This is a genomic window from Shinella sp. JR1-6, assembly GCF_004284735.1.
GTDB lineage: Bacteria > Pseudomonadota > Alphaproteobacteria > Rhizobiales > Rhizobiaceae > Shinella.
Window position 1 is genome coordinate 46,617 of sequence record NZ_SHMI01000024.1, and the last position, 21,215, is coordinate 67,831.

Below are 21,215 nucleotides of genomic sequence, written 5' to 3' on the forward strand. Positions count from 1 at the left end.
AGACAAACGGAACTTCTCGCTCGCATGGACAGCCGCACGCCCGACCTTCGCGATTTGCTCGGCAAGCGGGTGCGCGTCCTGCACACCAAGCGGCGCCTCAGCATCCAGAAACGCATCGTAGAGTTCGAGCAGCAAACCTATGTGCTGCATTTCTTCCTGCGCAAATCGACGAAGGACCGCTTCGAGGCGGCGGTGCGCAAGCTCCAGCAGTCGGGCATTTCCGCCCAGCATGTCTGTGCCGGCACCGGCTCGCGGCGCGAGGCCCTGCGGGCCGGCGGCCACTGGCTGGCGCTCTCCTTCCTGCCGGGCACGCCGCTGTCGCGGAAAGCCCATCCGAAGGCCCTCGCCGCGCTCGGTGGAACGCTGGCGAAGCTGAACGCGATCGAAGGCGCCGCTTCGGGCGCGCTCTTCGAGCGGCGGCAGCCCGTCCTGCCGCACGAGGCCTATCTTTCCTTCGCCGGCGCGGCGCATACACCCCAGGAGCGGCGCTGGATCGAGGAAAGCCTTGCCCGCATGCGCCGCCTGCCCGCAAACCAGCTGACCCACGGCGATCTCTACGGCAGCAACATCATCGAGCAGGACCACCACGCGATCGGCCTCATCGATTACGAGCTGATGACCTATGACGTGTCGGGCATCGAGCTTGCCGCCACGCTGATGCGCCCCTTCTGTCGCCAGGGCGCGCAGCGGCGGAGCCTGCTTGAGGGTTACCTCGCGGCCTGCCCCGCGGCCCTTGCCGATACATGGCGGCACCATGCGCCCGATTTCGTCTTCGCCGCAGCGACGCGACTGCTTGCCGCGCGGCAGAGGCGCATTCGTCACCTCACCATCCGTGATCGCCTGCTGGCGGCAGGCGAACGCGTGCTGCCGTCGTCGATGCGCAAGCGGGTGAAGGATCGGCGGACAGCAATCGCCAAGAACATCGCCTCTGTCCGGGAGAACGAGGCCTATTATCTGCATATCGCCCGGACCATGGTCGGCCTCTACCTCGCCGAGCCGGCGATCGACCCCGTGCATCTCCTGGAACATTGCGACAAACTCTTCCGCAAACCGGGCTGAGCCGCAGGAAACGGGTGTCGCGATCGCGGCAAAAACGGGAGGCTACCGGCACGTCAACCGGAGCCCTGTGCCATGTCCATCCGCTTCCTGCCCATGCCGACCGAAACCGCCGCCGCCTATTGGACCGGCGGCAAGGATGCCTACGGCCTTGAGCCGGAACGGCATGTTTCCGACGGTACCGGCGTGCCCTGCCGCCATTGCCTGCGGCTGGTCGGCGCCGGGGAGCCCTATCTCGTCCTGGCGCACCGCCCCTTCCCGGCCATGCAGCCCTATGCGGAAACCGGACCGATCTTCCTCCACGCCGAGCCCTGTCCGGCCCATCAACCCTCGCAAAGCCCGCCGCCAATGCTGACCAGCCGCGACTACATCGTGCGCGGCTATTCGGCGGAAGACCGCATCCTCTACGGCACCGGCGCCGTGGTGCCGACATCCGACATCCCGTCCTATGCCGCAGTGCTGCTCGCCCGGCAGGACGTCGCCTATCTGCATATCCGCTCGGCCCGCAACAACTGCTACCAGTGCCGCGTCGAGCGGGCATGAAAAAGGCCCGGATCGCTCCGGGCCTCCTTTATCCGTACCGTGACCCCGATCAGGCGACGTTGAGCACCGCTTCGGGCGCATAGGCCTCGTAGCCGAGCGCATCGGCGACCGGGCGGTTCGTCACGCGGCCCTTGTGCACGTTGAGACCGGCGCGGAGGTGCCGATCCTCGGCAATCGCCTTCAGGCCCTTGTCGGCAAGCTGCAGGCCGTAGTGCAGCGTTGCGTTGTTCAGGGCATGGGCGGAGGTGACCGGCACGGCGCCCGGCATGTTGGCGACGCAATAGTGCACCACGCCGTCGATCTCGTAGGTCGGGTCGGAATGGGTCGTCGCGTGCGAGGTCTCGAAGCAGCCGCCCTGGTCGATGGCGACGTCGACGATGACCGCCCCCTTCTTCATGCCCGAGAGCATTTCGCGGGTGACGAGTTTCGGGGCCGCGGCACCGGGGATCAGCACTGCGCCGATGACGAGATCGGCGGAGAAGACCTCCTCCTCCAGCGCGTCGATGGTCGAATATCGGGTATGGATGCGCCCGCCGAAGAGATCGTCGAGCTGGCGCAGGCGCGGGATCGAGCGGTCGAGGATCGAAACATCCGCGCCGAGGCCCGCGGCCATCTTCGCCGCGTGCAGGCCGACGACGCCGCCGCCGATGATCGCGACCTTGGCCGGCAGCACGCCGGGCACGCCGCCGAGCAGGATACCGCGGCCGCCATTGGCCTTCTGCAGCGCCGTGGCACCCGCCTGGATGGACAGGCGGCCGGCGACCTCGGACATCGGCGCAAGAAGGGGCAGACCACCGCGCTCGTCCGTCACCGTCTCATAGGCGATGGCGGTGACGCCGGAGGCGAGAAGGCCCTTGGTCTGGTCCGGATCGGGCGCAAGATGCAGGTAGGTATATAGAATCTGTCCGTCGCGGAGCTGCGCCCATTCGGCGGGCTGCGGTTCCTTGACCTTCACCACCATGTCGCACTTCTGGAAGATATCGGCGGCGGTGGCGGCAATCTTCGCGCCGGCGGCGCGATAGGCGTCATCGTCTGCGCCGATGCCGGCGCCGGCCTTGGTCTCGACGAGAACCTCGTGGCCGTGGGCCACATATTCGCGCACGGCACCGGGCGTCAGACCCACCCGATATTCATGATTCTTGATTTCCTTCGGACAACCGACACGCATGCGCGTTCCTTTCCCAGTGTGTTCCCGTTTTCATTGCCGCCGCTCTCGGCGGGGATCACCATGGAAGCAGAGGACGCACGCAATGTCCTTGCAAAGCCGGTTTGCGAAACGGCCACACGTCGAATATTCTCCTGATATTAGCGGAATTTTCGAAGGAAATTCGAATGGCGCACTTGGATACAATCGATGCTGCGATCCTCAAGGCTCTCCAGCAGAACGGGCGAATCTCCAATGCCGAGCTTGCCGAGCGTGTCGGCCTGTCGCCCTCGGCCTGTTCACGCCGCCTCGACATCCTCGAAAAATCCGGCACCGTCACCGGCTACCACGCCCGCATTTCGCCCAAGGCGCTGGACTACAAGATGATCGCCATCGTGCACATCTCGCTGTCCGGCCAGTTCGCCAAGACGCTCGCGGAATTCGAGGCGGCGGTCAAACTCTGTCCCAACGTGCTGGTCTGCTACCTGATGTCGGGTGAATACGACTACATCCTGCGCGTCGCCGCAAAGGACCTAGAGGACTACGAGCGCATCCACCGCGACTGGCTGTCGGCCTTTCCCCATGTGGTGAAGATCAATTCGAGCTTCGCCCTGCGCGAGATCATCGATCGGCCGAATGTCGGGGTCTAGGTCGTTCCGGTTTCACGCGGTTCCAGGAGCAAAACCGCTAGACGCTTTCGCTGGAGATGACGCGGTTGCGCCCGCCGTTCTTGGCGGCATAAAGCCGGGCATCGGCAGCGGAGAGCAGCGCATTCAGCGTCGTGCCGTCGCTGTAGCTGTTGGCGATGCCGATGCTGACCGTCACCGGCACGCCGTCCGGCCGGCGGATTTCGGCCTCGACGGCCTGGCGCAACATCTGCGCCCGCTCGGTGCCGACCGCCGGGGAAATGTCCTCGCAGATGACCACGAATTCCTCGCCGCCGAAACGAAACAGCCGGTCGCTGGTGCGCAGGGCCCGCTGCAGGCTGGCGGCGATATCCTTCAAAACGCCGTCGCCGGCAAGGTGCCCGAAGCGATCGTTGACGTCCTTGAAATGGTCGGCGTCGATGATCATCAGTGCCATCGGCTTTCCCTCGGCCAACATGGCCGACAGCATGCGCGGCGCCTCGAACTCCAGGCGGCTGCGATCGTAGACGCCGGTCAGCGCGTCGCGGCCGGAACGGTCGAGCAGGTCCTCGTAGCGCTCTCGGAAGGTGAGATCGGCAAAGATGTCCGAGATCGGACGCGGTGAAACGGGAATGGCGGAAATGCGCGAATAGTGCAGGTACACGGTGATCAGCACCGCATAGGCGCTCGCCGCCAGCATCTTGGCAATCCAGCCGCCCCAGAACACCTCGGTCGGCGCGCCGTTGAGGAAATGCAGCGCGGCGAAGAAGCCGATCTGGTCAAAGGTGAGCACCACGATGCCGGAGACGAAGAAGCGCAGGGCCGTGTTCTTCTTGAAGACCCGCCCGAGCCGCTCGTAGAGCAGGATGATCGCCAGCGAATCGAGATAGAGCAGCGTCGTGCCCCACAGCATCAGCCAGCCCATCTCGTCGATGAAGGCAAGGTCGGCGATGCGGCCGGGCACCACGCCGATGGTCTGGTGATGGCGCAGGAAGAAACTGAGGCCGACCGTCAGGAAATTGCCGGCGAGCAGGCCGTAGATCGGCGCGCGCACCACCGCCGCATCCTCCTTCACATAAAGAAGGAGAATCATCATCAGCTTGCCGGAAAACAGCACCGAAGAGCCCGGCGAAATGACGCCGAAGGGCAATTCGATGTAGAAGACCGCGGCCAGATAGGTTTCCAGGAAGTGCATGACGCCGAGCGCGGCGATGAACACGCCGATTCCCAGCTGATGGCGCAGGTGCAGAAGGCCCACCATGAAGACGAAATAGAACCCGGCCTCGATGAGAAGCAGAATCAGGTTTTCAATACCCATGGGCTGTCCGCAGCATCTTCGACTGCCCGGCAGCTAACCGCACCGAGAGAGTCGCAACAAGTTGTTTTCCCGCGGATACAGGCAATCGCGCCGGTTCTCCAGCGCCTTCGTGCAATTGTGTACGACTTTTCACAGGGGCGGACGAAAAATCCGCCTGGGTCCTCAGACCTGCCGGCTGTCGATGCCGTCGCCGAAGAGCGAGGCGCCATGCTGGTCGGCGATCTGCTTCGCCTTGCGGAAGGTCGAGGCGACCGTATCGTCCCGCGAGGAGAAGAGATCAGCGCGGATGAAGCTGCGGGTCAGGACCCGGTCGCCGTCCCGCTTCTCGATCCGGCCTGCCAGACGATACTGCCCGCCTTCCGGAATGGGAGCCGCAACGAGGGTGAGGTCGTTGTAAGCCTCGGTTTCCTCCGCGATTTTCGCGGGAGTTGCCGAGTCGCCGCCGCGACCGAAGAGTTTTGAAAAGAACGATGCCATGGCCGATTGCTAACACAGGCCGCGGCGCGCTCCAAGGGGAGAGCTGTGGATAGCATCACCCGCCGCCGCGACGTCCTCTTGATGGAAGACTGGCGCGGGCAGCAGGCAACGCGACCTAGATAACGAGATTGGCCAGGATCTCGTTTTCCGTGATGTCCTGGTAGCGCAGGCCCGCCCCGTCGAAGGCCTTTTTCAAGGCAGCGAAATTCTCCGGCGCCTTGGTCTCGATGCCGATGAGGATCGAGCCGAAGTTGCGGGCGGATTTCTTGAGATATTCGAAGCGGGCGATGTCGTCGTCCGGGCCGAGCAGGTTGAGGACGTCGCGCAGCGCGCCGGGACGCTGGGCAAGGCGCAGGATGAAATACTTCTTCAGTCCCGCATGCCGCATCGCGCGCTCCTTGACATCGGGCAGGCGCTCGAAATCGAAATTGCCGCCGGAAACCACGGCAACGACCGTCTTGCCTTCCAGCGCCTCGCGGCCAAGCGCATCGAGCGCCGTCAGCGACAGCGCGCCGGCCGGCTCCAGCACCACGCCCTCGACATTCAGCATGTCGATCATCGTCACGCAGATCGCATTTTCCGACAGCAGCATCACCTGGTCGGCTGAGAAGCGGCTCAGCGCAGCGAAATTCAGCGCCCCGATCTGGCCGACCGCGGCACCGTCGACAAAGTTGTCGACCTGGTCGAGCGTCACCACCGCGCCGCTTTCGAGGCTGCGCCGGAGGCTCGGCGCACCCGCCGGCTCGCAGAAGATGAAACTCGACGGGCCGATCCGGCCGTCAAGGTAACCCGTTATGCCGGAGGCGAGACCGCCGCCGCCGACCGGCAACACGACGAGGTCCGGAAGCTTGCCATCCGGCAGCTGGGCGACGAATTCCGCCGCGACCGTCGCCTGTCCCTCGATGATGTCGGCATGGTCGAACGGCGGCACCATCAGCGCGCCGGTCGCCTCGGCATGCGCGCGGGCCGCCGTGTAGCACTGGTCGAAGAAGTCGCCGACGAGCTTGATCGTGACGAAGTCGCCGCCAAACATGCGCGTCTTGTCGATCTTCTGCTGCGGCGTCGTCACCGGCATGAAAACCACGCCCGGCACGCCGAAATGGCGGCAGACGAAGGCAAAGCCCTGCGCGTGGTTGCCGGCCGAGGCGCAGACGAAGCTGCGGGCACCGGAAGCATCGGCGAGCACCTTGCGGAAGAAGTTGAAGGCCCCGCGGATCTTGTAGGAGCGCACCGGCGAAAGGTCTTCGCGCTTGAGATAGATGTCCGCACCGTAGCGGGCGGAAAGATGTTCGTTCAGTTGAAGCGGCGTTTCGGGAAAGAGGCCGCGCAGGGCCTCCATGGCCGTGTCGACGTCGGGTGTCATGCTCTGGTCCGTGTTCGATAGATTGGGTTCAAAAAACTGCGTTTCTTGCCTTCGGAAAAGGACAGAGGCAGGCAAAGCCGATCATTCTTCAAACCTTTCCGATGCCCCGCGGCCGCGAGAGCCGCGCGACAGAACCTGCCCGAACCGGAATGGCGCCGCGCCGGGGCGCCATCCTTGAGTTTGGACGATGCAAAGGCTATGGCATATCGACGCGACGGTTACCACCCGCCCTGGCCAGCATGGCCTCTTCGAGACCAGAACTTGAACGCCACCATCTTCCGATCAGCCATCAATATCGCAGCCATCAGCGGGATCTATCTTTCCGTCGCGATGCTGATCCCGGCCTTCATCGACGTCTATTACGGCCATCCCGATTCGGAGGTGTTCTTCCTCTCCGCCTTCATGACCGGCGGCCTGTCGCTGGCAACGGCCGCGGCCACCCGGTCCGGCCCGCCGCCCTTCAACAAGCGCATGGGCTTTCTCGTCGTCAACATGCTCTGGCTGTCCGGCAGCATCATCGGCGCCATTCCGCTCTGGCTCTCCTCGCTGAACCTCACCTTCGCGCAGGCCTTCTTCGAGTCGGTCTCGGCGATCAGCACGACCGGCTCCACCGTCATTACCGGCCTCGACAACGCGCCGCCGGGCGTTCTGATGTGGCGCTCGCTGCTGCACTGGCTCGGCGGTGTCGGCATCCTGGCGCTCGGCCTGTTCATCATGCCCTATCTGCGCGTCGGCGGCATGTCCTTCTTCAAGCTGGAATCCTCGGATACGGCGGACAAGCCCTTCGCCCGAATCGCAAGCTACACCCGCGCCTTCCTCGCCCTCTATGTCGGCATCACCCTGCTCTGTGCCGTCGTCTATGCCGCACTCGGCATGAACCGGTTCGATGCACTGAACCATGCCATGTCGACGGTGGCGACCGGCGGGCTTTCGACGCATGACGCCTCCTTCGGCTACTACAAGAGCCTGCCGCTGCTGTGGGCAGCGACCTTCTTCATGACGCTGTCCAGCCTGCCCTTCTCCGTTTTGATCCTCTTCGTCGTGCGCGGGCGGCTCGATGCATGGCGCGACCCGCAGATCCGCGTCTTCCTTGGCTATCTCGTGCTCTTCTCCATTGCGGCGAGCGTGTTCCAGCGGCTCGAAAACGGTGTCAGTTTCCACGAGGCGCTCGCCCATTCCTTCTTCACCGTTGCCTCCATCCTGTCGACGACAGGCTTTTCGAGCGACGACTATACGCAATGGGGCCACTTCATCGTGGCGCTCGCCTTCGTCGCAACCTTCATGGGCGGCTGTTCGGGCTCGACCTCCGGGGGGCTGAAGGCCTACCGTCTGATCATCCTCTTCAACTTCATCCGCACCGGCCTCTACCGCCTGATCTATCCGGACGGCATCCACGCCGTGCGCTACGGATCGATGACCGTCGATGCCGATTTCCAGCGCAGCGTCTTCCTGTTCTTCATCACCTATGTCGCGATCTCGGCCGTCGGCGCGATCCTGCTCGCCCTGATGGGCTACGACGTGCTGACGGCGATCTCGGCGGCCGCGACCTCGCTGTCGAATGTCGGTCCGGGCGTGACGCAGGCGATCGGGCCGGCCGGCACCTTCGCCGGGTTCCATGATGCGGCGCTCTACGTGCTCTCCCTGCTGATGCTGCTCGGCCGCCTCGAAATCCTGACCGTGCTGGTCATCCTCACCCCGCTCTTCTGGAAGAGCTGATTGCGGACGAGCCGCGCGGCGTTCTTGACTGTTGCCATGCTTCTTCGCATCCTGCCGCCAACCGCCCGGAGGAAGACGGAATGTTCGTGTCGAAGTCCCTGTTGCGCATGACCTTTGTCGCCGCGCTCGCGCCCACGCTCGCCCTTGCCGGCCCCCTCGCGGATGCGGCCAGGAAGGCCGAGGAGCAGGCGGCTGCCGGCGACACGGTCGGTGCGCACAATACGATCCGCGATGCCTTCGGCGCCTTTGCCGCCACGCTGCCCTTTTCGATCGGCAAAGCCGTCTTCGTTTCGACCGCCCCGGAAGGCTACGGCATGTATGCTGTTCGGCCGGAGGCGAGCTTCAAGGTCGGCGAGGCGCTGATCTCCTATGTCGAGCCGGTCGGCCTCACCTGGCGGCCGGCCGACGGGGGCCTGCTCGAATCGCACTTCACCGTCGACCTGGAGCTGCTCGACCCGAAGGGTACGGTGCTTGCCGAGCAGAAGGCCTTCGGCTCCTTCGACTTCAAGGGCAGCGTGCGCAACCAGGAGGTCTTCGCCAAGCTGACGCTCAATCTCAGCGGCCCGCCGGTGGGCGACTATGTGCTGCGCTACCGCTTCCGCGATGCTGCAAGCGGTGCCGTGGCGATCAGCGAGCAGCCGTTCAAGATCGTTCCCTGACCGACTTTTCCACAGGCACGCAGAGAATTGTGACAAGCCGGAATCCGCGCTTTCCAGCGGGTTGGCGGTCAATTATGACAGCGGCATGACAACCCCAGCCACGTAAGGGGCACCCATGCTTTCGCTGTTTCGCAAACTCATGCCGCGCGAGGACCGTTTCTTCGACCTCTTCGAGCAGCATTCCCGCACCGTCGTCGGCGCTGCCGAAGCCCTCCAGTTGCTCCTGGCCGGCGGGCCGGACATGGAAAAACACTGCAACCGCATCGTCGAACTGGAAGACAAGGCCGACGACATCACGCGCGAAGTGCTGCTTGCCGTGCGCCGCAGCTTCATCACGCCGTTCGACCGCGGCGACATCAAGGACCTGATCCAGTCGATGGACGACGCCATCGACATGATGCACAAGACGGTCAAGACCATCCGCCTCTACGAGCAGACGAGCTTCCAGCCCGGCATGCAGGAAATGGGCGAAGCCGTCGTCAAGGCTGCCCATCTCGTCGCCGAGGCCATTCCGCTGCTCGACAAGGTGGGCGTGCATGCCGGCCGCCTCAGCGCGATCGCCGAGGAAGTCACCCGCGTCGAGGGCCGCTCGGACGAGTTGCACGACCAGGGGCTGAAAGACCTCTTCAAGCAATACGGCAAGACCGATCCGATGGCCTATATCATCGGCAGCGAGATCTACGGCGAGCTCGAAAAGGTCGTCGACCGCTTCGAGGACGTCGCCAATGAAATCAGCGGTATCGTGATCGAGAACGTCTGATGGACGCCACCCTCGCCTTCCCGCTGCTCGTCGGCCTCGTCGGCATCGCGCTGCTGTTCGACTTCCTGAACGGCCTGCACGATGCGGCGAATTCCATCGCCACGATCGTCTCGACGCGCGTGCTGCGTCCGCAATATGCCGTCATGTGGGCGGCCTTCTTCAACTTCATCGCCTTCCTGTTCTTCGGCCTGCATGTCGCCGAAACGCTGGGCAAGGGCATCATCGATCCCGGCATCGTCAGCCCGCTCGTCATCTTCGCGGCGCTGATGGGCGCGATCATCTGGAACGTTGTCACCTGGATCTTCGGCATCCCCTCCTCCTCCTCGCACGCCCTCATCGGGGGCCTGGTGGGCGCGGGTCTTGCCAAGACCGGCTTCGACGCCGTCGTGTGGAGCGGCCTCATCAAGACGGCGAGCGCCATCTTCCTGTCGCCCGCCATCGGCTTCCTCCTCGCCCTCATCCTCGTGCTCGCGGTCTCCTGGCTCTTCGTGCGCCAGACGCCGTTCGCCGTCGACCGTACCTTCCGCGTCATGCAGTTCATCTCGGCCTCGCTCTATTCGCTCGGCCATGGCGGCAACGACGCGCAGAAGACCATGGGCATCATCGCCGTGCTGCTCTTCTCGCAGGGGTATCTCGGCAGCGAGTTCCATGTGCCTTTCTGGGTGGTCATCACCTGCCAGGCGGCCATGGCGCTCGGCACGCTGATGGGCGGCTGGCGCATCGTGCACACGATGGGCTCCAAGATCACTCGCCTCAACCCGATGCAGGGTTTCTGCGCGGAAACCGGTGGCGCGATCACCCTTTTCGCCGCCACCTGGCTCGGCATCCCGGTCTCGACGACACACACGATCACCGGCGCGATCATCGGTGTCGGCGCCGCCCGCCGCGTCACCGCGGTGCGCTGGGGCATTGCCGGCAACATCGTCATCGCCTGGATCGTCACACTCCCGTCGGCCGCCGCGATCTCCGCCCTCTTCTACCTCACGATCAATGCGATCACCGGCTGAGGCCGCTCCAAACGAAAACGGCGGAAGCGTTGCCGCTTCCGCCGTTCCTGTTCCTGCCGTTTCAAATCCGGATCAGAAGAGATCCGGTGCGTGCTTGAGCGCATGGACCGGCTGCCCGAAGTCGGACGCCGTAAAATCGAAATCGTCGGAACCCGACGTCGCCGAAGCGGCGTCGATGGCAAAGGGCCGGGCGGCAAAACCCGCATCGGCGTGATCGTTGCCGGCTGCCGCCGCCTTCTTGAACACGAAGGCATCGCCGCCCCCGTGATCCTCGTCCGCCGGCTCGCCAGCCTTCTTCACGCCGGTGAACTTGAGCTGGAGCTTGGCGAAGAGCTCGGCGGTCTTGGCCGATTCGAAGAAGTACTTGTCGCTCTTGTCGTAGTAATCGCCATAGGACTTGAGGTTCAGCTTGGCCGTGCCGATCACGTCGCCGTCGCCGTCTACCGCCTTGAACGTCACCACGTCGCCGGAAACCTTCGTCGAGGTGATGGTCATCTTCTCGGTGCCGAGTGCATAGACCAGCTTGAACTTGCTGAAATCCCCATCCTTCTCGAGGTTGAGGCTGTAGTTCATCTTGGTGTTGAAGCTGTCGGTATAGGTGCCCTTGATGGTGAAGCCGGCCTTCGTCTGCGCAGTGGAGTAGGCCAGCGTGCTGCTGTAGCCTTCGCCCTGCACCTTCACCGAAAGGCTCGTCGTCGTCTTGCCGATCTTCATCAGGATATCGGTCGTGCTGTCGCCGAAGCTGCTGTCAATCTCGACGGTCGCCTTCAGCGTCGTGGACGTCAGGCTGTACTTGGTCAGCTTGACGGTGAAATCACCGATGCCGTTCAGCGAACCGTAGGTCTTCTGCAGATAGGCCTTCGTCAGATATTTTGGAAATTTCATTTACGCCCCCAATGTGCCCCGCGTTGAAACATTGGACGCTAAAAAAGCGAAAGTTTTTCTACAAGGCAAGAGATCGCCCCTAGATTGCGTCTCGCGGGCGTGACTGGAAACGACGATGTGTTGCAGGGCCGGCACATTCCCGGCAAGGATCCATGGAAAAGTATTCTCCGGAACCGTCACATCCGGCAGCACTTCGCCCCGTTTGGCCACCCTCTGTACTACGCGCGAATCACATAAATCTACGACTAAGGACAAATCTGGGATGAAATGACTGGTGCGGGCGGCGGGGATCGAACCCGCACAGCCAAGGCCGAGGGATTTTAAGTCCCTTGCGTCTACCAGTTTCGCCACGCCCGCTTGGCCTGCTTTTCGGGGAGTACGACCGCTTCGTCAATAGGTGCGGCCACCTCGCGGAACAAAAAGGGCGCGGACCTGATGTGGGCCGCACCCTTCTTCATCGGTGATGTTTCAGGAGAACATCAGGCCGAGAGTTTTGCCGCGATCTTGGCGACATGGGCGCCCTGGAAGCGGGCGGCGTCCAGTTCGATTTCCGAAGGCTGGCGCGAGCCGTCGCCGTCGGTGATCGTCGAGGAACCGTAAGGCGAGCCGCCCTTGACGGCTTCCACGCCCATCTGGCCTTGGAAAGCGTAAGGCAGGCCGGCGACGACAAGGCCGTGATGCAGCAGTGTCGGGATGAAGCCGAGGATGGTCGATTCCTGGCCGCCGTGCTGCGTGGCCGAGGAGGTGAAGACCGAGCCGACCTTGCCGACGAGCTTGCCCTGCGCCCAGAGGCCGCCGGTCTGATCCCAGAAATTGCGCATCTGCGAGGCGACCGTGCCGAAGCGCGTGCCGGCTCCGACGATGATCGCGTCATAGTCGGCAAGTTCCGCCACCGTGGCGATCTCGGCCTTCTGGTCGAGCTTGAAATGCGAAGCCTTCGCCACGTCTTCCGGCACCAGTTCCGGAACGCGCTTGACGGTCACCTCGGCACCGGCCGATTTCGCACCTTCCGCGACCGCATAGGCCATGGCTTCGATATGGCCGTAGGCCGAGTAGTAGAGAACCAGTACTTTTGCCATCGTCGTCTCCTGTTTCGATGATGCCTTTCCGCTTGATCGCGGCGTCGCGTTGGATGTAGCACTTCGGAGTGGCAATGCCCCAGCGGTTGCCCGGTCGACAGACTGTTCACCCACCATTGACAATGCCGCGCCTTCGGTCGGCATTTCTGTCCGAACTACAGAGAGCGCCCATGAGTTCCCGTCCCATCGCCACCGCCGCCATGCTCGCCATCGGCGACGAACTGCTCTCCGGGCGCACCAAGGACAAGAATATCGGCCAGCTCGCCGACATACTCTTCCTCGCCGGCATCGACCTGAAGGAGGTGCGCATCGTCGGCGACGACGAGGACGCGATCGTCGAGGCGCTGAATGCGCTGCGCGCCCGCTATACCTATGTCTTCACGTCCGGCGGCATCGGCCCGACCCATGACGACATCACGGCGGACGCCATTTCCAAGGCCTTCGGCGTGCCCTGCCTGCACGACCCGCTCGCCATGCAGCTGCTCGGCGCCATGTACGAGCGCCGCGGCGTCGAGTTCAACGCGGCGCGCCAGCGCATGGCGCGCATGCCGGAAGGCGCTGTCCATATCGAGAATGCCGTCTCGACGGCGCCGGGCTTCCACATCGGCAATGTCTATGTCATGGCCGGCGTGCCGCAGGTCTTCACCGCCATGCTCGGCACCGTGGTGCCGACCCTTGAGGGCGGCGTTCCGATGCTCTCGCGCTCGGTCGCCTCGCCCTTCGGCGAAGGCGACATCGGCAGCGCGCTGGCCGGTATCCAGAAGAAGCATCCCGAAACCAGCATCGGCTCCTATCCGCGCTTCAGCGAAAACCGCTTCTCGACGGAAATCGTCATCCGCAGCCGCGAAGAAGCCCCGGCGGAAGCCGCCGAACGTGATATACTTCAGATGATTGCCGAAATCGCCGCGGCCAAGGCCGCGTCTTGATCCCGATCAAGGTTTGACGAAAGCGGCAGGCGCATGCTTCCATCGACCCAGAACAGGAGGCCGAAATGACCTACAAGACCATCGTGGCGGTGCTGAGCGCCGCCGAGGACGCCGGCAAGGTGACGGATCATGCGCTTGCCCTTGCGCACAAGACCGGCGCTCACGTCATCGGCATCCATGCGGAAACGCCGGTCGTGGTCACGCTGATCGCGCCGATGGAATATCCCGACCCGAACGCCGTTCTCGACCTGCAGGAGCGGGCGCAGCAACAGTCCCGGGAGGTCGAGCAGGCCTTCAAGTCACGCTGCGAGCGCGACGACATCTCCTATGAGTGGCGCCTCTTCACCGGCACCGCCGGCTATGCCTCCGCCGGGATCATCGACAGCGCGCGCGGCGCCGACATCGTCATTGCCGGCCAGTTCGACCCCGATCTCGACGGCCCGGCGCGCGAGGACATCGAAGACCTGCTCTACGAGAGCGGCCGCCCGGTCTACCTCGTCTCCAATGCCCCGGCCGGCCCGGCGCCGATCGACCGCGTGCTGCTTGCCTGGAACGGCTCGCGCGAATCGGCACGCGCCGCCTTCGACGCCCTGCCCTTCCTGACAGGCGCGAAGGAGGTCGAGATTTTTACCGTCGATCCGCCGGAGAACGTCATGCAGTCGCGCGACTTCTGCGGCGCCGAGCTTGCGGCAACGCTTGCCCGTCACGGCATCAAGACCACGGTCACGTCGGGTGCTTCCGATGGCCACTCGGTGGCCGAGGCGCTGAACCGGCGCGCAACGGAAATCGATGCCGGCCTCATCGTCATGGGGGCTTACAGCCATTCGAGGCTGCGCCAGCGCCTTTTCGGCGGCGTCACCAGCGCCATGATGCGCTATGCCCGCGTGCCGACGCTGATGTCACGCTGAGACGAGGGAGGCGGGCCTGCCTCCCTTGCCGCCTCTCAAACAACCGGTTTGACCATCGTCGTCGCCGCTCCAAATCCGAAGACCGGTTTCAGGAATCCGAGCGAGACGGTCGAGACGGCCTCGAACCCGCGCCGGGCGTAAAGCGCCCGGGCCCGCGGGTTCTCGTCGATGACATCGAGCCGCACCCGTTTCAATCCCGCCTCTGCCGCGCGATGCTCCAGCGCATCCAGCAGGGCCGAGCCGACACCGAGGCTGCGCGCCTCCGGCCGCACGAAGATGCCGTCCATGAGAAGCGTATCCGGCTCGCAGGGCCGCTCCAGCAGGCTGATCAGCAGCGCCCGGGCAGATCCCCCGAGCCAGCCATAGACCTTCGCCATATCCGACAGGCCGCCGCCGACAAAGGCGCCGTCCGGCGTCTTGAACCCGGCAACGCCCAGAAAACCGCCATCCACCGAAACGGCGCTCAGCGCATGGCTGGGATTGAGCATCCGCTCGATGAAGGCTACCGCTTTTTGCCGTGGGCCGAGGGGATAACGCAGCTTGCGGGAAAAGGCCTCCCAATATCCTGAAGCAGCGATCCCGCGATGCTCCGGCCTCAGCCCCGGCTCGATGCGGAATTGGCCGCCATCCTCACTGTCGCGCTCCATGTCGTTCTCCTGTGTCATGCAGCAAACAGATGGGAGTGGCATAGTGACAGTGCAATTCCACAGCGCCCTTTTTGGCGGCCACCCTGCCCGACTTCCTTGTGGATGCCCCGGTCCCGTTGCCGCCATGGCGATTTTCTTGGGCAGCGAGTTGCAGTACAGAGGATGAATCTTCTTTTTCTGCCTATCAGGAGCCCGCCATGTCGCTGCCCGACAAAGCATTCCCCGTATCCTGGGATCAGTTTCATCGTGACGCGCGCGCGCTTGCCTGGCGGCTGGCGGATGGCGGACGGGAATGGCGGGCGATCGTCTGCATCACCCGCGGCGGCCTCGTGCCGGCCGCCGTCATCTCGCGCGAACTCAATATTCGCCTCATCGAGACCGTTTGCGTCGCCTCCTATCACGACTATGTCTCGCAGGGCGACATGCATGTGCTGAAGGGCATCTCGCCGGAACTGACCAAGGAAGGCGGCGAAGGCATTCTCATCGTCGACGACCTGACGGATACCGGCAAGACCGCGGCGCAGGTGCGTGCCATGCTGCCGAAGGCGCATTTTGCCGCCGTCTATGCCAAGCCGAAGGGCCGCCCGCTGGTCGATACCTTCGTCACCGAGGTCAGCCAGGACACCTGGATCTATTTCCCCTGGGACATGGGCTTCACCTACCAGGAGCCGATCGCCAAGGGCACGCGCGGCTGAGCCCTCTATCCGCGGCAGCGTGAAACGTCCTTCAGGTTGCGACACAACATACTGATTTGGCATTTTTTTCGTCGATGGCCGGTGGATGCGCAAGCGTACCCGCCGGCTTAATCTTTCCGCAATTCCTGCCAAAGATAGTGCTTATGTTCACCGCATCGGCGCGGTGACGGGAGGCATGGCACGGATGCGCTACGCAAGGCCGGCATTCGCGGCAGTTCTCACCGGCGCGCTCGTCTTCGGCGCAAAGGCCGTCGCGCAGCAGGACGTGCGGACCACCGCGGTCGCCGAATTCATCGACGAGAGCGTCCGCCCCTGGCTGGACGAGCCGGCGATCCTCAATGCCATCATCGCCCAGAATGCCGCCCATGCCGGGCTCAGCCAGGCGGAGATCGACGATCTCGACGCCCGCTGGCGCCGCGAGCTCTCGCGTGCCGACCGCCCGATGATCGAGGCGCAGCTCTCCAATCCCCTCTCGCTCTATCTCAAGGGCCGCCAGCGCGCGGCGGAAGGCCTCATCACCGAAATCTTCGTGATGGACAACCGCGGCCTGAATGTCGGCCAGAGCGACATCACCTCCGACTACTGGCAGGGCGACGAGGCGAAGTGGCAGAAGAGCTTCCGCACCGGCCATCTTCACATCGATGAGCCGGACCGGGACGACTCCACCCAGCTCATGCAGTCCCAGGCGAGCCTGCCGATCCGCGATCCGGCGACCGGCACCGTCATCGGCGCCATCACCGTCGGGGTCAATCTCGACGCGCTTTGACGTTACGGAAGGGAATCACTTTATCCACGGATCACAACTCCGCCCGGATGGCTATTCCCTGAAGTCGTGGGATGGAAAAGACCCTCTAAATTTACCTGTAATTTTTCTCGCTTTTCCACAGTCGCGTGCAGCGCCGCCTGTGCTTTTGCCCCGAACCCGCTGATTTTTCAGGCATCCGGCATCGTCCCCGTTTTCCACAGCCGGCAGGCACAAGATGTAGCGTTCAAACTTCCTTCATAAACCAGCCCTTGACGGGAATCGGCCAGATGAGGTTAATGAAATCCAAGTTGCGGCGGCGACTGGACCGTAGTGTTACGAGGTCGGTTCTCATCATGAAATCGCGTATCATGCGCATGTGGCCGGGTGGATGATCCGCTCGCTGCACGGGTTTTTTCGCGCTCGTTTTCCTGAGACGCCAACGCAGCCGACTGGGCTGGAAAAAAGAACCTGTTGATACTATATTTAGTATTTGCAGCCATACTCAGCACAAGATACAGGAGGCCGAGATCGATCGGCTTTCCCGCACGGACTGGACGATTTGGGCTGGCTGCAAGCAGTTGCAGCCGGACGGGGATAATTTGCGCCCTGTTTTGAGGCAGGATGCGGCAGCGAAGGACAACGGACAATGCGCATAGAACGTCGTTTCACCAAACCTGGCCAGTCGGCCTATGCGGAGATCGAATTCCGCAAGGCCACCAGCGAAATCAAGAACCCGGATGGTTCCATCGTCTTCCGCCTCGCGGATATCGACGTGCCGGCCCAGTTCTCCCAGGTCGCCGCCGACATCCTCGCGCAGAAATACTTCCGCAAGGCGGGCGTGCCCGCGCGCCTGAAGAAGGTCGAGGAAAACGACGTTCCCTCGTTCCTGTGGCGCTCCGTGCCGGATACCGAAGCCTTGAAGGCGCTCCCCGAGGGTGAGCGCTTCGGCTCGGAAACCGACGCACGCCAGGTTTTTGACCGTCTCGCCGGCACCTGGACCTACTGGGGCTGGAAGGGCAAGTATTTCGCTTCCGAAGAAGACGCTGCCGCCTTCAAGGACGAACTCGCCTATATGCTCGCCACGCAGCGCGTCGCCCCGAACTCGCCGCAGTGGTTCAACACCGGCCTGCACTGGGCCTATGGCATCGACGGACCCGGCCAGGGCCATTTCTATGTCGACCCCTTCACGGGCAAGCTCGTCAAGTCCAAGTCCGCCTACGAGCATCCCCAGCCGCATGCCTGCTTCATCCAGTCGGTCGAGGACGACCTCGTCAACGAAAACGGCATCATGGACCTGTGGGTGCGTGAAGCCCGCCTGTTCAAATATGGCTCGGGCACCGGCTCCAACTTCTCCCATCTGCGCGGCGAAGGCGAAAAGCTGTCGGGCGGCGGCCGCTCCTCCGGCCTGATGAGCTTCCTGAAGATCGGCGACCGTGCGGCGGGCGCCATCAAGTCCGGCGGCACGACGCGCCGTGCGGCCAAGATGGTCGTGGTCGATATCGATCACCCGGATATCGAGGCCTACATCAACTGGAAGGTCAAGGAAGAGCAGAAGGTTGCGGCCCTCGTGACCGGCTCGAAGATCGTCGCGGGCCACCTCAAGGCCATCATGAAGGCCTGCGTCAACTGCTCGGCCGAGGGCGACCGTTGCTACGACCCGGCGGAAAACCCGGCCCTCAAGCGCGAAATCCGCGCTGCCAAGAAGAGCCAGGTTCCGGAAAACTACATCAAGCGCGTCATCCAGTTCGCCAAGCAGGGCTACAAGGACCTCGAGTTCAAGACCTACGATACGGACTGGGATTCGGAAGCCTACCTCACCGTCTCCGGCCAGAACTCCAACAACTCGGTTTCGCTGAAGGACGACTTCCTGCGCGCCGTGGAGAATGATGGCGACTGGAACCTCACCGCCCGCAAGGACGGCAAGGTCATGAAGACGCTGAAGGCCCGCGACCTCTGGGAGCAGATCTCCTACGCCGCCTGGGCATCGGCCGATCCGGGCCTGCACTTCAACACGACGATGAACGACTGGCACACCTCGCCGGCCGCGGGCCCGATCCGCGCCTCGAACCCGTGCTCGGAATACATGTTCCTCGACGACACCGCCTGCAACCTCGCCTCACTGAACCTGCTTCAGTTCAAGGATGCGGCCACCAAGAACATCAACATCGCCGACTACGAACACGCCGTCCGCCTCTGGACCATCGTGCTCGAAGTCTCGGTCATGATGGCGCAGTTTCCCTCGCGCCAGATCGCCGAGCGCTCCTACGAGTACCGCACGCTCGGCCTCGGCTACGCCAATATCGGCGGCCTCCTGATGTCCTCGGGCATTCCGTACGATTCGACGGAAGGCCGCGCCATTGCCGGTGCGCTGACCGCCATCATGACGGGCGTCTCCTATGCGACCTCCGCCGAAATGGCGAGCGAGCTCGGCCCGTTCCCGAACTTCGAGCCGAACCGCGACAACATGCTGCGCGTCATGCGCAACCACCGTCGTGCCGCCTATGGCGAAACCACCGGCTATGAGGCCCTCTCGGTCAACCCGGTCGCCCTCATTCATGGCGAGTGCCCGGACCAGACCCTGATCGTCCACGCCAAGGCTGCCTGGGACAAGGCCGTCGACCTCGGCGAAAAGCACGGCTACCGCAACGCCCAGACGACCGTCATCGCGCCGACCGGCACGATCGGCCTCGTCATGGACTGCGACACGACCGGCATCGAGCCCGACTTCGCGCTGGTGAAATTCAAGAAGCTCGCCGGCGGCGGTTACTTCAAGATCATCAACCGCGCCGTTCCGGAAGCGCTGCGCACGCTCGGCTATTCGGAAAGCCAGATCGCCGAGATCGAGGCCTATGCGGTCGGCCATGGCAACTTCAATCAGGCGCCCGCCGTCAACCCCGGCTCTCTGAAGGCCAAGGGTTTTCCGGATGACAAGATCGAAGCCGTCAATGCCGGCCTGAAGTCCGCCTTCGACATCAAGTTCGCCTTCAACCAGTGGACGCTCGGCGCCGACTTCCTGAAGGACGTGCTGAAGGTCTCGGACGAGCAGCTTTCCGACATGTCCTTCAACCTCCTGGAGCATATCGGCTTCTCGAAGAAGGACATCGAAGCCGCCAACATCCACGTTTGCGGTGCGATGACCCTCGAAGGCGCGCCCTTCCTCAAGAAGGAGCACCTGCCGGTCTTCGATTGCGCCAATCCCTGCGGCAAGATCGGCAAGCGCTACCTCTCGGTCGAAAGCCACATCCGCATGATGGCGGCCGCCCAGCCGTTCATCTCGGGCGCCATCTCCAAGACGATCAACATGCCGAACGAGGCGACCGTCGAGGATTGCAAGAACGCCTACATGCTCTCCTGGAAGCTCGCGCTGAAGGCCAACGCCCTCTACCGCGACGGTTCCAAGCTGTCCCAGCCGCTCAACGCCTCGCTGATCGAGGACGAGAACGACGAGGACGATGCAGTGGAAGCCCTGGTCGCCGCTCCGGCGGCTGCCCAGGCTGTCGCGGTCACGGAAAAGATCGTCGAGAAGATCATCGAACGCGTCGTGCGCGACCGGGAAAAACTGCCGAACCGTCGCCAGGGCTACACCCAGAAGGCCGTCGTCGGCGGACACAAGGTCTATCTGCGCACCGGCGAATTCGGCGATGGCCGCCTCGGCGAGATCTTCATCGACATGCACAAGGAAGGCGCCGCCTTCCGTGCGATGATGAACAATTTTGCCATCGCCATCTCGCTGGGCCTCCAGTATGGCGTGCCGCTCGAGGAATATGTGGAGGCCTTCACCTTCACCAAGTTCGAGCCGGCCGGCATGGTCCAGGGCAACGACGCGATCAAGAACGCGACGTCGATCCTCGACTATGTCTTCCGCGAACTCGCCGTTTCCTATCTCGGCCGTCACGACCTCGCGCATGTCGACCAGTCGGATTTCTCGAACACGGCGCTCGGCAAGGGCATCCAGGAAGGCAAGACCAACCCGTTCTCGACCGGCTGGACGCGCGGCCACAAGCCGACGCTGATCCAGGGCGGCCAGGGCGGCGAGCGCCAGCTCTCCGAGCCGAAGGGCGCGGCCACCGCCGCTCCGGCAAAAGCCTCCTCGGGCAGCAACGTCACCTCGTTCGCCGGCAACGCCGCGCGCAAGATCGAGCCGACCACCGCGATCTCGACCCACGAAATCGTCGCCTTCAAGCGCGATTACGAGGAGCGCGCGGCTGAGCTTGCGGAAGAAATCGCCGACGAGGTCGCGGACGAAGGCACCCAGAGCGTCACCGCCCTCTTCTCCGACAAAGCCGCCGCCGAAGCCGCCAGCGCCAAGGCCGATGCCAAGAAGCTGGAAAACGAACGCCGCATGCGCTCCATCGCGCAGGGCTACACCGGCAACATGTGCTCGGAGTGCCAGAACTTCACGATGGTGCGCAACGGCACCTGCGAGAAGTGCGACACCTGCGGCGCGACGAGCGGCTGCAGCTAAGACTGCCGGCACAGGCCAATAACGAAACATGGTACCCCGGCAGTTTGCCGGGGTATTTTTTTGCCCGACCTTCGCAGAAATCCACTCTCGCATTTTCCCCACTCCTTTTCCCCATGCCGACAATCCCCCATCCCGCCACGGATACACCGCGAGGCGTCGTGGCGAGGCGGGGTCGGCGCTTTTGGCGAGGGACGGA

General features: G+C 63.6%; 19 protein-coding genes and 1 tRNA gene. 12 read left to right on the forward strand and 8 right to left on the reverse strand.

Annotated elements, in window-relative coordinates; translation table 11 throughout:
- Nucleotides 1-24 precede the first annotated feature (24 nt).
- Together EXZ48_RS27640 and EXZ48_RS27645 are read left to right on the forward strand one after the other, a co-directional pair.
- The gene (locus tag EXZ48_RS27640; protein ID WP_165909445.1) at nt 25-1,059 is read left to right on the forward strand and encodes a phosphotransferase enzyme family protein; all 1,035 of its coding nucleotides are present in this window, start codon (nt 25-27) and stop codon (nt 1,057-1,059) included.
- A gap of 72 nt (nt 1,060-1,131) precedes the next feature.
- Nucleotides 1,132-1,599, forward strand: coding sequence for a DUF1203 domain-containing protein (locus EXZ48_RS27645; protein ID WP_130519959.1), 468 nt, complete (start codon nt 1,132-1,134; stop codon nt 1,597-1,599).
- Nucleotides 1,600-1,648: 49 nt separating this feature from the next.
- Here EXZ48_RS27645 and ald read toward each other — a convergent pair whose 3' ends face one another.
- Entirely contained in the window at nt 1,649-2,767 is a 1,119-nt protein-coding gene (gene ald / locus EXZ48_RS27650; RefSeq protein ID WP_130519961.1) for an alanine dehydrogenase, read from the reverse strand.
- Nucleotides 2,768-2,931: 164 nt separating this feature from the next.
- Here ald and EXZ48_RS27655 point away from each other — a divergent pair, with 164 nt between their 5' ends.
- Nucleotides 2,932-3,393: an Lrp/AsnC family transcriptional regulator gene (locus EXZ48_RS27655; RefSeq protein ID WP_130519963.1), complete on the forward strand. Its 462-nt coding sequence runs from the start codon at nt 2,932-2,934 to the stop codon at nt 3,391-3,393.
- A 37-nt stretch (nt 3,394-3,430) separates the two neighbouring features.
- Here EXZ48_RS27655 and EXZ48_RS27660 read toward each other — a convergent pair whose 3' ends face one another.
- The 3 genes from EXZ48_RS27660 to ilvA all read right to left on the reverse strand — a co-directional run bounded on the left by EXZ48_RS27660 (nt 3,431) and on the right by ilvA (nt 6,527).
- A complete protein-coding gene (locus tag EXZ48_RS27660; RefSeq protein ID WP_023516138.1) occupies nt 3,431-4,687 on the reverse strand; it encodes a GGDEF domain-containing protein in 1,257 nt (418 codons plus the stop codon).
- Between the two features lie 162 nt (nt 4,688-4,849).
- Nucleotides 4,850-5,164 carry an HlyU family transcriptional regulator gene (locus EXZ48_RS27665; RefSeq protein ID WP_130519965.1) on the reverse strand — a complete coding sequence of 105 codons (315 nt, stop codon included), beginning with the start codon at nt 5,162-5,164 and terminating at the stop codon, nt 4,850-4,852.
- A 115-nt stretch (nt 5,165-5,279) separates the two neighbouring features.
- Nucleotides 5,280-6,527, reverse strand: a complete 1,248-nt coding sequence (gene ilvA / locus EXZ48_RS27670) for a threonine ammonia-lyase (RefSeq protein WP_130519966.1) — start codon at nt 6,525-6,527, stop codon at nt 5,280-5,282.
- A gap of 261 nt (nt 6,528-6,788) precedes the next feature.
- Here ilvA and EXZ48_RS27675 point away from each other — a divergent pair, with 261 nt between their 5' ends.
- The 4 genes from EXZ48_RS27675 to EXZ48_RS27690 all read left to right on the forward strand — a co-directional run bounded on the left by EXZ48_RS27675 (nt 6,789) and on the right by EXZ48_RS27690 (nt 10,669).
- Nucleotides 6,789-8,243: a TrkH family potassium uptake protein gene (locus tag EXZ48_RS27675; protein ID WP_130519968.1), complete on the forward strand. Its 1,455-nt coding sequence runs from the start codon at nt 6,789-6,791 to the stop codon at nt 8,241-8,243.
- A gap of 80 nt (nt 8,244-8,323) precedes the next feature.
- Nucleotides 8,324-8,902: a hypothetical protein gene (locus EXZ48_RS27680; protein WP_130519970.1), complete on the forward strand. Its 579-nt coding sequence runs from the start codon at nt 8,324-8,326 to the stop codon at nt 8,900-8,902.
- 115 nt (nt 8,903-9,017) lie between these two features.
- Nucleotides 9,018-9,662, forward strand: coding sequence for a DUF47 domain-containing protein (locus tag EXZ48_RS27685; protein ID WP_023516133.1), 645 nt, complete (start codon nt 9,018-9,020; stop codon nt 9,660-9,662).
- Nucleotides 9,662-10,669: an inorganic phosphate transporter gene (locus EXZ48_RS27690; protein ID WP_130519972.1), complete on the forward strand. Its 1,008-nt coding sequence runs from the start codon at nt 9,662-9,664 to the stop codon at nt 10,667-10,669. Before EXZ48_RS27685 ends, EXZ48_RS27690 begins: the two co-directional genes overlap by 1 nt.
- A gap of 72 nt (nt 10,670-10,741) precedes the next feature.
- Here the strand turns inward: EXZ48_RS27690 and EXZ48_RS27695 are convergent, their stop codons facing one another.
- From EXZ48_RS27695 to wrbA, 3 genes are all read right to left on the reverse strand, one after another.
- On the reverse strand, nt 10,742-11,554 hold the full coding sequence (locus tag EXZ48_RS27695; RefSeq protein WP_130519975.1) for a hypothetical protein: 813 nt from the start codon (nt 11,552-11,554) through the stop codon (nt 10,742-10,744).
- Nucleotides 11,555-11,826: 272 nt separating this feature from the next.
- Nucleotides 11,827-11,911, reverse strand: a tRNA-Leu gene (locus EXZ48_RS27700).
- A gap of 122 nt (nt 11,912-12,033) precedes the next feature.
- A complete protein-coding gene (wrbA, locus tag EXZ48_RS27705; protein ID WP_023516885.1) occupies nt 12,034-12,633 on the reverse strand; it encodes an NAD(P)H:quinone oxidoreductase type IV in 600 nt (199 codons plus the stop codon).
- Nucleotides 12,634-12,803: 170 nt separating this feature from the next.
- Between wrbA and EXZ48_RS27710 the strand changes: the two genes are divergently transcribed.
- Nucleotides 12,804-13,559, forward strand: a complete 756-nt coding sequence (locus EXZ48_RS27710; protein ID WP_130519976.1) for a competence/damage-inducible protein A — start codon at nt 12,804-12,806, stop codon at nt 13,557-13,559.
- Nucleotides 13,560-13,624: 65 nt separating this feature from the next.
- Complete coding sequence (locus EXZ48_RS27715; protein WP_130519978.1) at nt 13,625-14,467, forward strand: universal stress protein; 843 nt, start codon at nt 13,625-13,627, stop codon at nt 14,465-14,467.
- Nucleotides 14,468-14,502: 35 nt separating this feature from the next.
- On the opposite strand, the gene EXZ48_RS27720 is transcribed toward EXZ48_RS27715, so the two are convergent.
- Entirely contained in the window at nt 14,503-15,114 is a 612-nt protein-coding gene (locus EXZ48_RS27720; protein ID WP_130519980.1) for a GNAT family N-acetyltransferase, read from the reverse strand.
- A gap of 197 nt (nt 15,115-15,311) precedes the next feature.
- Here EXZ48_RS27720 and gpt point away from each other — a divergent pair, with 197 nt between their 5' ends.
- From gpt to EXZ48_RS27735, 3 genes are all read left to right on the forward strand, one after another.
- Nucleotides 15,312-15,809 (forward strand): xanthine phosphoribosyltransferase, encoded by a 498-nt coding sequence (gene gpt / locus EXZ48_RS27725; protein WP_023516881.1) that lies wholly within the window; start codon nt 15,312-15,314, stop codon nt 15,807-15,809.
- 184 nt (nt 15,810-15,993) lie between these two features.
- A complete protein-coding gene (locus EXZ48_RS27730) occupies nt 15,994-16,575 on the forward strand; it encodes a cache domain-containing protein (RefSeq protein WP_130519982.1) in 582 nt (193 codons plus the stop codon).
- A gap of 625 nt (nt 16,576-17,200) precedes the next feature.
- Entirely contained in the window at nt 17,201-21,019 is a 3,819-nt protein-coding gene (locus tag EXZ48_RS27735; protein ID WP_130519984.1) for a vitamin B12-dependent ribonucleotide reductase, read from the forward strand.
- The last annotated feature ends 196 nt before the right edge of the window (nt 21,020-21,215 follow it).